10 protein-coding genes are annotated in these 11,779 nt (G+C 73.0%); 5 read left to right on the plus strand and 5 right to left on the minus strand.

The features are described from left to right. Positions 1 to 22 precede the first annotated feature (22 nt). Positions 23 to 673 (minus strand): LuxR C-terminal-related transcriptional regulator, encoded by a 651-nt coding sequence (locus E1283_RS21475; RefSeq protein ID WP_132819747.1) that lies wholly within the window; start codon positions 671 to 673, stop codon positions 23 to 25. Continuing rightward, entirely contained in the window at positions 661 to 1,863 is a 1,203-nt protein-coding gene (locus E1283_RS21480) for a sensor histidine kinase (RefSeq protein WP_132819748.1), read from the minus strand. The genes E1283_RS21475 and E1283_RS21480 overlap by 13 nt, the downstream gene beginning before the upstream one ends. Before the next feature lie 177 nt (positions 1,864 to 2,040). On the opposite strand from E1283_RS21480, the gene E1283_RS21485 reads away from it, so the two are divergent. Genes E1283_RS21485 through E1283_RS21500 form a run of 4 tightly spaced genes read left to right on the plus strand, consistent with a single transcriptional unit; the run spans position 2,041 to position 6,897 of the window. After that, positions 2,041 to 2,697 carry a PadR family transcriptional regulator gene (locus E1283_RS21485; protein ID WP_132819749.1) on the plus strand — a complete coding sequence of 219 codons (657 nt, stop codon included), beginning with the start codon at positions 2,041 to 2,043 and terminating at the stop codon, positions 2,695 to 2,697. 55 nt (positions 2,698 to 2,752) lie between these two features. Next, complete coding sequence (locus tag E1283_RS21490) at positions 2,753 to 3,502, plus strand: ABC transporter ATP-binding protein (protein ID WP_132819750.1); 750 nt, start codon at positions 2,753 to 2,755, stop codon at positions 3,500 to 3,502. Continuing rightward, positions 3,499 to 6,312 carry an ABC transporter permease gene (locus tag E1283_RS21495; protein ID WP_132819751.1) on the plus strand — a complete coding sequence of 938 codons (2,814 nt, stop codon included), beginning with the start codon at positions 3,499 to 3,501 and terminating at the stop codon, positions 6,310 to 6,312. Before E1283_RS21490 ends, E1283_RS21495 begins: the two co-directional genes overlap by 4 nt. 21 nt (positions 6,313 to 6,333) lie before the next feature. Continuing rightward, positions 6,334 to 6,897: a bacterial proteasome activator family protein gene (locus E1283_RS21500; RefSeq protein ID WP_132819752.1), complete on the plus strand. Its 564-nt coding sequence runs from the start codon at positions 6,334 to 6,336 to the stop codon at positions 6,895 to 6,897. Positions 6,898 to 6,958: 61 nt separating this feature from the next. Here the strand turns inward: E1283_RS21500 and E1283_RS21505 are convergent, their stop codons facing one another. Genes E1283_RS21505 through pdhA form a run of 3 tightly spaced genes read right to left on the minus strand, consistent with a single transcriptional unit; the run spans position 6,959 to position 10,674 of the window. Continuing rightward, on the minus strand, positions 6,959 to 8,485 hold the full coding sequence (locus E1283_RS21505; RefSeq protein WP_132819753.1) for a dihydrolipoamide acetyltransferase family protein: 1,527 nt from the start codon (positions 8,483 to 8,485) through the stop codon (positions 6,959 to 6,961). Positions 8,486 to 8,510: 25 nt separating this feature from the next. Next, complete coding sequence (locus E1283_RS21510; RefSeq protein ID WP_132819754.1) at positions 8,511 to 9,491, minus strand: alpha-ketoacid dehydrogenase subunit beta; 981 nt, start codon at positions 9,489 to 9,491, stop codon at positions 8,511 to 8,513. A gap of 1 nt (position 9,492) precedes the next feature. Further along, positions 9,493 to 10,674: a pyruvate dehydrogenase (acetyl-transferring) E1 component subunit alpha gene (gene pdhA / locus E1283_RS21515; RefSeq protein ID WP_243744999.1), complete on the minus strand. Its 1,182-nt coding sequence runs from the start codon at positions 10,672 to 10,674 to the stop codon at positions 9,493 to 9,495. A 344-nt stretch (positions 10,675 to 11,018) separates the two neighbouring features. Between pdhA and E1283_RS21520 the strand changes: the two genes are divergently transcribed. Next, complete coding sequence (locus E1283_RS21520) at positions 11,019 to 11,705, plus strand: response regulator (protein WP_132819756.1); 687 nt, start codon at positions 11,019 to 11,021, stop codon at positions 11,703 to 11,705. Positions 11,706 to 11,779 lie beyond the last annotated feature (74 nt).

Here is an 11,779-nt window from a genome sequence, read left to right on the forward strand (position 1 = left end):
GCGGGGGAGAACCGCCGACACGTCACGGCGCGGCAGCGCCGAGGTAGGCGAGGACGGCCAGGACGCGGCGGTGGCCGGGGGTCGTCGTGGGGAGGCCGAGCTTCGCGAAGATGTTGCCGATGTGCTTGTGGACCGCGTTGTCCGTGATGACGAGTTCGGCGCCGATCTCGGCGTTGCCCAGGCCGCGGGCCATCAGGGTCAGGACCTCCCGTTCGCGCGCGGTGAGCGTGTCGATCGGGCCCCTGGCCGCGCTGGTCAGGAGTTGGGCGACGACCTCGGGGTCCATCACGGTGCCGCCCGCCGCGACGCGGCGGAGCGCGTCGACGAACTCGCCGACCCGGCTGACGCGGTCCTTCAGCAGGTAGCCGACCGCGCCCGTGCCGTCGGAGAGCAGTTCGCGGGCGTAGACCTTCTCCACGTACTGCGACAGCACGAGCACCGGCAGGCCCGGCCTGGTGCGGCGGAGTGCGAGGGCGGCGCGGACGCCCTCGTCGTGGAAGGTGGGTGGGAGCCGGACGTCGGCGATCACGGCGTCCGGCTCGTGCCGGGCCGCGGCCGCCAGCAGGCCCGCGGCGTCGGTGACGATCTCGGCGACCTCGATGTCCCTGGTGGAGAGGATCAGTTCGAGGCCGGCCGAGAGCAGCACGTTGTCCTCGGCGATCACGACCCGCACGGCAGCTCCACGGTGATCGCGGTGGGGCCGCCGGTCGGGCTGGAGACCAGCACCGAGCCGTCGAGCGCCGCCGCCCGGCGGCGGATGCCGATGACGCCGGTGCCGCGGGTCTCGTCGACGCCGCCGATGCCGTCGTCGGTGACCTCGACGAGCAGCCGGTCGGCGGCGCGGGTCAGCCGGACCCTCGCGTGGGTCGCGCCGCTGTGCTTGGCCGCGTTGGTCAGGGACTCCGTGACGATGAAGTAGGCCGCGGCCGACACCGCGGGCGACAGCTCGCCGAGCTCGTCGAGGTCCACCTCGGTCGGGACGGCGGACCGGGCCGCGACCGCCGTCACCGCCCCGTCGAGGCCGCGGTCGGCGAGGATCGGCGGGTAGATGGTGCGGATCACGTCGCGGAGTTCCGTCATCGCCTCCTCCGCGCCCTCGTGCGCCTCCCGGAGCAGCGTGGCCAGCCGGTCGTCGTCCTCCGGGAGTTGTTCCCTGGCGACCCCGAGCCGCAGGGCGATGGCGACGAGCCTGGCCTGCGCCCCGTCGTGCAGGTCGCGCTCGATGCGGCGCAGCTCGGCGCCGTGCGCGTCGAGCACGCCGGCCCGGGACTCGGTCAGCTCGCCGACCCGCTCCGCCAGCCGCTCCTCGTCGGTCGGTTCCAGCGCGGACAGGCAGACCTCCGCGTGCCAGCGCGCCATCCTCGGCAGCACCCACCAGCAGAGCGCGGCGCCGAGCAGGGACTGGCCGAGGTCCAGCGGCACGGAGGCGAGGCCGATGTCGCCGAACGAGGACTCCAGGTCGAACACCGGCCGGACCGGGGCCATCAGGACCCCGCCCACCGCCATGCCGAGGAACAGCACCGCGCCCAGGCCGCCGACGAGGCCGGTGACCAGCGCGCGCGGCAGCCAGCGCAGGTGGCGGCGGTTCTCGGGGGAACGCATCCGCTGCCGCCAGGCGGCGGCGAGGCCCAGGGGCGGTTCGGCGCGCCGCGTGGCGGGCGGGGCCGCGTCGACCGCGACGCCGAGGAAACGCGCGGCCAGCCGGCGGTGCCAGTCGGCGGTCTCGCCGAGCGGCCCCGGGAGGCCGGCGGCCAGCACCGCGATCAGCAGCAGCGGGAACACCGCGAGCAGTGCCAACGCCGCCGCGAACACGGTGAGCAGGTAGCCGGCGCCGCGCCGTATCTCGGTCCATCGTTCGTGCATGGCACCCAAGTCTGGAGCATGCGGGGTGGCGTGCGCACTACAGCGGGCTCCACTCCCGGTCCGGCCCCACGAGGGCCCACAAAGGCCCAGGGGGGCTCAGGGAGGCCGAACATACTCGGTATGCTGCCTACCTCCCCAACTTGCCTCCACCCGGCATACTCGGTATACATACGCGGTATGTCGATTCGCTACGGCCTCCTCGCCCTCCTGGAGAGCGGCCCGCGCTACGGTTCGCAGCTCCGCACGGAGTTCGAGTCCCGCACGGGCGCCACCTGGCCGCTCAACATCGGGCAGGTGTACACCACACTCCAACGCCTCGAACGGGACGGACTCATCACGCCCGAGGGCGGCGGTGACGCCAAACAGCAGCTCTACGCCATCACCGACACCGGACGCCGCGAGCTGGGCGAGTGGTTCGCCCGCCCCGTCGACCGCACCCAACCGGCCAGGGACGAGCTCGCCATCAAGCTCGCCATGGCCGTCGGCACCCCGGGCGTGGACGTCTCCGAGATCATCCAGGCCCAGCGTCGGCACACCCTCACCGCCATGCAGGGCTACACCCGGCTCAAGGCCCGCGCCCTGGCCGCCGGGCCCGACACCAGCGACGAGATGGCCTGGCTGCTCGTCCTCGAACAGCTGATCTTCTTCGCCGAGGCCGAGAACCGCTGGCTCGACCACTGCGAGGCACGCCTCGTCCGCTACGCGAAGGATCGCCGCGGCGGCGTCGGCGCGGCCGGGACCCGTCCCGGCCCGACGGCCGGACCGGACGATCCGCCCGACGAAGCGGCCGACCACGCCACGACCGCGGCCCGCCGGTCGGAAACCGCGCCGTGACCGCCGCCGCCAACCCGTCCCCACGACCGAACCGACCCGAGGGGGGAACCTCGTCATGACCGACCCGCACCCGCGTGAGCCCGGCACTCCCGTGCTCGAACTGCGCCAGCTCACCCGCGTCCACGGCACCGGCGTCACCGCCGTGCACGCGCTGCGCGGCATCGACCTCACCGTGAGAACCGGCGAGTTCGTCGCCGTGATGGGGCCGTCCGGCTCCGGCAAGTCCACCCTGCTCACCCTCGCCGGCGGCCTGGACACCGCCACCGAGGGCCACGTGCTGGTCGAGGGCCGGGACCTGGGCGCCCTCGGCCGCGCCCAGCTCGCCAAGGTGCGCCGCACCCACATCGGCTACGTCTTCCAGGACTACAACCTGATCCCGGCGCTCACCGCCGCCGAGAACATCGCCCTGCCCCGCGAACTCGACGGCACCTCCACCCGCGTCGCCCGCCGCGAGGCGCTGGCCGCGCTGGAGGAGATCGGCCTGCCCGAGGTCGCCGAGCGCTTCCCCGACGAGATGTCCGGCGGCCAGCAACAGCGCGTCGCCATCGCCCGCGCCCTGGTCGGCGACCGCCGCCTGGTGCTCGCCGACGAGCCCACCGGCGCCCTCGACTCCGAGACCGGCGAGGCCGTCCTCGCCCTGCTGCGCCGCCGCTGCGACGAGGGCGCCGCGGTCGTCCTCGTCACCCACGAGTCCCGCTACGCGGCCTGGGCCGACCGGCTGGTCTTCCTGCGCGACGGCCGGATAGTCGACGAGTCGGCCGCCGGCACCGCCGAGTCCCTGCTCGCCGGCGAGGCAGCCCGATGAAGAGGCTCAACACCTGGCGCCTCGCGCTGCGCATCGCGCGCCGCGACGCCCGCCGCGCCAAGGGCCGCAGCGCCCTGGTGGTCGCCATGATCGCGCTGCCGATCCTGGTGGTCTCCGCCGCCGACCTGACCTACCGCAGCGGTGACATCTCGAAGGCCGAGTCGCTGACCCGCGAACTCGGCCGGTCCGACGCCCGCTACACGATCGCCACCCAGGGCTCGCCCGTCGTCCAGTCCCCGAGCGGCGAGGTCGTGCAGTACCGCGAGGACGCCGACGACATGGTCTGGGACAGCGACGACCGGCCGGCCGAGGAGATCCTCGGCCAGGTCGAGTCCGCGCTGCCGGACGGCGCGACCGTGCTCGCCGACCAGTACGCGCACACCAACGCCTCCACCAGGACCGGCCTGACCGACATCCAGGTCCGCGAGATCGACTCCGCCTCCCCGCTCGTCGAGGGCATGCTCACCCTGCTCCGCGGCGACTACCCCGAGGAGGCCGACGAGGTCGCCGTGACCCAGGCGTTCCTCGACACCTCCGGCCTCGGCATCGGCTCCCAGGTCACCATCGGTGGCCTGGAACAGACCTACACGATCACCGGCGCCTACGAACTGCCGAGCGAACTGTCGCTGGAACAGGCCATCGCGGTGCCCGGCAGTGTGCTGCCGCACCTCGACCCGACGAACGTCGTGCCGCTGAGCTTCCTGGTGGACGTGCCCGACGGCGACGTCGACTGGGCCGCCGTGCAGCACGCCAACGAGGCCGGACTGATCGTCTCCTCCCGCTCCGTCACCCTGAACCCGCCGCCCGCCGACCAGGTGGAGTTCAGCGACGGCGACATGTCGAGCAGCACCGACCCGGCCACCACGGCCGCGCTGATCACCGTCGTCTCCCTGATCATCCTGGAGATCTGCCTGCTCGCCGGCCCCGCCTTCGCCGTGGGCGCCCGCCGGGCCCGCCGCCAGCTCGGCCTGGTCGGCGCCAACGGCGGCGACCGCCGACAGCTCCGCGCGATCATGCTCGCCAGCGGCCTGGTGCTGGGCGCCGCCGCGGCCGTGGTCGGCACGCTGGGCGGCATCACGCTGACCCTGATCGGCCGGCCCTTCATCGAGGAGGCGATCGGCGCCCGGTTCGGCGGCCTGGACTTCCGGCTCACGGAACTCGGCGGCATCGCCCTGCTCGCCGTCGTCGTCGGCCTGCTCGCCGCCGTCGTCCCCGCCATCAACGCGGCCCGCACCGACGTGCTCGAGTCGCTCAGCGGCCGCCGCGGCGTGCGCCGCGCCGGCCGGGCGCTGCCCGTCGTCGGCTTCGTCGCGCTGATCGGCGGCGCGGCACTGGCCATCGTCGGCGCCATGACCGTGGACGAGCCGACCGTGGTCGCGGCCGGCTCGATCATCGCCGAACTCGGCGTCGTCGCCCTCACCCCGCTGCTGGTCGGCGGCTTCGGCAAGCTGGCCCGCGCACTGCCGCTCTCCGGCCGCCTCGCGCTGCGCGACGCCGCCCGCAACCGCGGCCGCACCGCGCCCGCGGTCGCCGCCATCATGGCCGCGACGGCCGGCGCGGTCGCCGTGGCCACCGTGCTGGTCAGCGACACCGCCCAACAGCGCGCCGAGTACACCCCGGGGCTGCCCTCCGGCACCGTCGCGCTCTCCGGCTGGTCGCCGGAGGAACTGGCCCTCCTCGACCCGGCCAGGGGAATCATCGAGGCCGAGATGCCCACCACCGTCCGCGCCGACCGCGGGATGCTCACCGCCGTCCCCGGCTGCGTCCAGTACGGCAGCGCGGACTGCGGCCTGGTCGAGACCAGGATCCCGGAGGGCAACGGATGCCCGCTGTGGAGCGCGGAGAGCGAGCAGCTCACCTCGGCCGAACGGCGCGAACTGGTCACCGACGAGCGCTGCGTCGAGGCGTCCGGATTCGGCGCCCCCGGCATGGTGGTCGCCGATCCCGAACTGCTCGACGTGCTCGACGTCGACGACCCGCGGGCACGGGAGGCCCTGGAACGCGGCGAGGTCGTGGCCCTGGCCATGGCCGGACGGTTCGTCGACGACGACGGCCGGGTCACCATGGACGTCTACGAGACCTCCCCCGCCTACGGCGACGACGGCGCGATCACCGTGGAGCCCGACCTTTCCGTCACCCTGCCCGTCTACCAGGCCACCGACCAGGGCTACGGCTTCGAACTGCTGATGACCCCGGAGACCGCCGAGGCGGCCGGGCTCTCCTTCGCCCAGGACAGCACCCTCTACGCCACCGAGCGCACCCCCACCGAGGCGGAGCAGCAGGCCGTCGAGGGCGCCATGCGGGACCTGGCGACCAGGAGCGGCACCACCGCCACCCCGTACATCGACGTCGAGGACGGCTTCCACAGCGACACCGCGCTGAACCTGCTGGTCCTGTCGCTGGCCGCCGGCATCCTCGCGCTGGGCGCCGCCGGCATCGCCACCGGCCTCGCGCAGGCCGACTCCGAGGCCGACCTCGGCACGCTGGCCGCGGTCGGCGCGTCGCCCCGGGTCCGGCGTACCCTCTCCGGTCTCCAGTGCGGTCTGATCGCCGCCATGGGAGTGGTGCTCGGCGCCGTCTCCGGCGTGATCCCGGCGATCGCCCTCCAGCTCGCCAACCAGCGCGCCAACCTGGCGAACTGGGAGTCGGCCTGGGACAACGGCTGGGACCCGGGCGTGCGGCCCGAACTGTTCCTCGAGATGCCGTGGCTCACGTTCGGCCAGCTGATCGTCGTCGTGCCGCTCGTCGCCTGCCTGGTCGCGGCACTGCTGACGCGCTCCCGGATCACCCTCGCGCGGCGCGCCGGGTGACCCTCGTTGCATGATGGGGGTATGACTCAGCCGAGGAACGAACCGCCCCAGGAGAACGCTCAGATCCTGGTCGTGGGACCGGACGGGATGGCGCTCAGCAGTCCCGCTCCGAAGCGGAGCGGCGAGGGCGACGAAGGCCGCTCCGAGATCCCCGTGACCGAGATGGTGGAGCAGCCGGCGAAGGTCATGCGGATCGGCAGCATGATCAAGCAGCTGCTCGAGGAGGTGAAGGCGGCCCCGCTGGACGAGGCCAGCAGGGTCCGCCTCAAGGAGATCCACGCCAGCTCCGTCAAGGAGCTGGAGGAGGGCCTGGCGCCCGAACTGGTCGACGAGTTGGAGCGGCTCTCGCTCCCGTTCCACGACGACGGCGTGCCGACCGAGGCGGAGCTCCGCATCGCGCAGGCCCAGCTCGTCGGCTGGCTCGAAGGCCTGTTCCACGGCATCCAGACGGCGCTCTTCGCCCAGCAGATGGCGGCGCGGGCGCAGCTGGAGCAGATGCGGCGGGCGCTGCCGCCCGGCGCGCTCGGCGACGAGCCCGAAGGCCTGGACGACCACGGCGGGGCGCGGTCCGGCCCCTACCTGTGAACCACTGACACCCGGTGCCGGCCGCGTTCCCGCGGCCGGCACCGCTCTGTTTCCCGGGGCGCTACCCCCAGGTGATCAACCGCTTGGGGTGCTCCAGCACGGCCGCCACGTCCGCCAGCACCCGGGAGCCCAACTCGCCGTCCACCAGCCGGTGGTCGAAGGAGAGCGCCAGGGTGGTGACGTGCCGCGGCTTCACCTTCCCCTTGTGTACCCAGGGCTGCTCCCGGATCGAGCCGAGCGCGAGGATCGCGGACTCGCCCGGGTTGAGGATCGGGGTCCCGGTGTCGATGCCGAAGACGCCGACGTTGGTGATGGTGACGGTGCCGCCCCGCATGTCCGCCGGCTGGGTCTTCCCCTCCCTGGCCGTGGCCACCAGCTCGCCCAGCGCGCGGGCCAGCTCGGGCAGGGTCAGGGAACCGGCGTCCTTGACGTTGGGCACGATCAGCCCGCGCGGCGTGGCCGCGGCGATGCCGAGGTTGACGTACCCCTTGTAGACGATCTCCTGGCTCTCCTCGTCCCAGGAGGCGTTGATCTCCGGGTGGCGACGGATCGCCACGAGGAGGGCCTTCGCCACCAGCAGCAGCGCGTTGACCCGCAGCCCCGCCAGGTCGGGGTCCTGCTTCAGCCCCTCGACCAGCCGCACCGTCCTGGTGACGTCGACCGTGACGAACTCGGTGACGTGCGGGGCGGTGAAGGCGCTGTCGACCATGGCCTGGGCGGTCGCCTTCCGCACCCCCCTGATCGGCACCCGGCGCTCCCGGATCGCGGCCAACGACTGCGGCCGCACGTCGGCCGGCGTCGCCGGCGTGTCCGGCGTGGGCGGCGCCTCCTGCGCGGCCGGTGCCGGCGCCGGTGCCGGCGCGGGGGCCGGGGGGGCGACGGCGGCGTGCACGTCGTCCCTGGTCACGATGCCGTTCGGCCCGCTGGGGATGACGGTGGACAGGTCGACGCCCAGGTCCTTCGCCAACTTCCGCACCGGCGGCTTGGCGAGCGGCCGGTCGGCGGCCGGGACGTGCTCGACGGCGCTCCCCTCGACGCCCTCGCTCCCGTCGGTTCCCTCGACGCCCTGCGGCACGGCCGGCCCGCCGTAGCCGCCGGCCGCGTCGTGCCCGCCGGGCAGGTGCGCGGGTGTCCACGCCTCGCCCGAGGCGGCCTGCCCGCCCCCGGTCGGCCCGCGGCCGGCGCCGTTGGCGGCGCCGCCGCCGGCCGGCCTGCGCGGGCGCCGCTTCGGCGTGGCCGTGGAGACGCCGTAGCCGACCAGGACCGGTTGACGGTCCTGGCCGGCTGACGGCGCGGACGGCGGGGCGGCCTCCTCAGGGGGCCCCGCCGAGGGGTCGGTGTCCACGGTGATGATCGGGGTGCCGACGTCCACCGTCGTGCCCTCGGGGAAGTGCACCTCCCGGACCACGCCGTCGTACGGGATCGGCAGCTCGACCGCCGCCTTGGCGGTCTCCACCTCCACCACCACCTGGCCGTCGGTCACCGAGTCACCCGGTTGGACCAACCACTTCAGGATCTCGGCCTCCGTGAGTCCCTCACCCACATCAGGCATCCGGAACTCGCGGAACCGCTGTGTCGCAGCAGCCATCGTCACGACTCTCCTCAGCCTCTCCTCAGTACGCCAAGGCGCGGTCGACGCTGTCCAGCACCCTGTCAAGCCCCGGGAGGTACTCCTCCTCGAGCCGCGCCGGCGGATAGGGCGCGTGGAACCCGCCCACCCGCAGCACCGGGGCCTCCAGATGATAGAAACACCGCTCCGTGATCCGGGCGGCCATCTCGGCACCCGAACCGAAGAACACCGGCGCCTCGTGCGCCACCACCAGGCGGCGGGTCTTCTCCACCGACCGCTGGAGCGTGTCGAAGTCGATCGGCGAGACCGACCGCAGGTCCACGACCTCGATCGACGTGCCGTCCTCGGCGGCCGCGTCCGCCGCCGCGAGCGCCGTCCGCACCGTCGGCCCGTAGGCCGCGATCGTCAGGTCCGTGCCGGACCGCACCACCTTCGCCGCGTGCAGCGGGCCCGGGATGCTCGCCGTGTCGACCTCGCCCTTCTCCCAGTAGCGGGATTTGGGCTCGAAGAAGATCACCGGGTCGTCGCACTCGATCGCCTGCTGGAGCATCCAGTACGCGTCGGACGGGTTCGCAGGCGTGACGATCTTCAACCCCGCGACGTGCGCGAACAGCGCCTCGGGCGACTCGCTGTGGTGCTCCACCGCGCCGATGCCGCCGCCGTACGGGATGCGGATGACGATCGGCAGCTTCACCGTGCCGAGCGACCTGGCGTGCATCTTCGCCAGCTGCGTGACGATCTGGTCGTACGCGGGGAACACGAAGCCGTCGAACTGGATCTCGGTCACCGGCCGGTAGCCCCGCAGCGCGAGGCCGATCGCCGTGCCGATGATCCCGGACTCGGCCAGCGGGGTGTCGATCACCCGGTCCTCGCCGAAGTCCTTCTGCAGCCCGTCGGTGATGCGGAAGACGCCGCCCAGCTTGCCGACGTCCTCACCCATGACCACGACCTTGGGGTCGGCCTCCAGCGCCCTGCGCAGCGAGGAGTTGAGCGCCTTGGCGATCGCCATCTTCTCGGCGGGCATGTCAGTTCTCCTCGTGCTGGTCGGCGAAGGACGCGAGGTACCCGGCGAACTGGGCGCGCTCCTCGTCCACCAGGGGGTGGCCGTCCGCGTACACGTTCTCGAAGATCGCCATGGCCTCCGGGTCGGGCATGGTGCGGATGGCCTCCCGCACGCGCTTCGCCAGCGCGTCGCTCTCCGCGTCGAGGTCGGCGAAGAACGCGTCGTCCGCCGCGTTCTCCCGCTCCATCAGGCGGCGCAGCCGCAGGATCGGGTCCTTGGCCTCCCAGGCCTCCAGGTCCTCCTTGCGGCGGTAGCGGGTCGGGTCGTCCGAGGTGGTGTGCGCGCCCATCCGGTAGGTGAACGCCTCGACCAGGATCGGGCCCTGGCCGGTGCGGGCGTGCTCGGCGGCCGCCCGGGTCACGGCCAGCACGGCGAGTACGTCGTTGCCGTCCACCCGGACGCCGGGGAAGCCGTAGCCGGCGGCACGCTGGTAGAGCGGGACCCGGGTCTGCCGCTCGATGGGCTCGGAGATCGCCCACTGGTTGTTCTGGCAGAAGAACACGACCGGCGCCTGGTACACGGCGGCGAAGGTGAACGCCTCCGCCACGTCGCCCTGGCTGGACGCGCCGTCGCCGAAGTAGGCGAGCACCGCGATGTCCGCGCCGTCCATCCGCGCGCCCATCGCGTAGCCGGTGGCGTGCAGCGCCTGGGAGCCGATGACGATGGTGTAGAGGTGGAAGTTGTTGCCGGTGGGGTCCCAACCGCCGTGGTTCACGCCGCGGAACATGCCGAGCAACAGGGCCGGGTCGACGCCGCGGCACCAGGCGACGCCGTGCTCGCGGTAGGTCGGGAAGACGTAGTCGTCATGGCGCAGGGCGCGCCCGGAGCCGATCTGGGCGGCCTCCTGGCCCAGCAGGGAGGGCCACAGGCCCAGCTCGCCCTGGCGCTGGAGGGCGGTGGCCTCGGCGTCGAAGCGGCGGGTGAGGACCATGTCGCGGTACAGGCCGCGGATCTCCTCGTGGCCGATGTCCAGGGAGTAGTCGGGGTGTTCGACGCGCTCGCCCTCGGGCGTCAGCAACTGCACCATCTCGGGGGCGGGCTCGGCCTTCGGCCGCACCGGCCGCCTGGCGGCGGCCCTCTTCCGCGGACGGCTCGCCGCGGCCTTCTTCTTCCCACCCGCTGGGGTGCTGCTCTCCACAGTCACTCGTGTTCCTCCGTCGGTCCGGCCCCCGGGATCCGCCGGGCGGCCAGTGCGGTCCGCCCGGACCCGTACGGCGCACGGGGGTGGGTGCGGCCTGGACGGAACCGAGCGGTTCTCTGCCCCGATCATGTCCCGTTCGACGGCCCAATAAGAGCACGGTATCCAATGGGTTCACAAGCCGCGAAAAGACCCCTGACCTGCGGATTTACCTGGAAATCCAAGTACTTTCGTGAACCGGGGAACGGAACGGCCTCAAGCCTCGCAGGGCATCGGGGCAGGTGCACGTTAACCCGGCCAACCGGGTCGCGTGAAGAGCGGTGCACGCGCCGTTGTGTGACACTTGCGGTGTGTCGGACGGCGGAAAAATCAGCGTATTTCTCGTCGATGACCACGAGGTCGTGCGCCGGGGCGTGCACGAGCTGCTCGCGGTCGAGCCGGACATCGAGGTGGTCGGCGAGGCCGGCACGGCGGCCGACGCCCTCACCAGGATCCCGGCCGCGCGTCCCGACGTGGCGGTGCTCGACGTGCGGCTGCCCGACGGCAGCGGCGTCGAGGTCTGCCGCGACATCCGCTCCCGGGACGAGTCGATCCGCTGCCTGATGCTCACCTCCTACGCCGACGACGAGGCACTCTTCGACGCGATCATGGCGGGCGCGTCCGGCTACGTGCTGAAGGCCATCCGCGGCACCGAACTGCTGACCGCGGTGCGGGACGTGGCGGCCGGCAAGTCGCTGCTCGACCCGGACGCGACCCAACGCGTCCTGGAACGCCTCCGCGGCGGCGAGCCGGCGGGGAAGGACGAACGACTCGCCCAGCTGACGGACCAGGAACGCCGCATCCTCGACCTGATCGGCGACGGCCTGACCAACCGGGCGATCGGCGAGGAACTGCACCTGGCCGAGAAGACCATCAAGAACTACGTCAGCAACCTGCTCGCGAAACTCGGCATGTCCCGGCGCGCGCAGGCGGCGGCGTACGTGGCCCGCCGACCCGGCACGGGCTGCGGGCCCTCGACGACTCGGTGGTGCTGCTGACCTCGGTGACGGCCACCCCGGAGCCGGTCGTCGTATACGACACCCGGCGCGAGCGCCACCCTGCGTGAGCCCGG

This window comes from Streptomyces hainanensis, assembly GCF_004348415.1.
Classification (GTDB): domain Bacteria; phylum Actinomycetota; class Actinomycetes; order Streptomycetales; family Streptomycetaceae; genus Streptomyces; species Streptomyces hainanensis.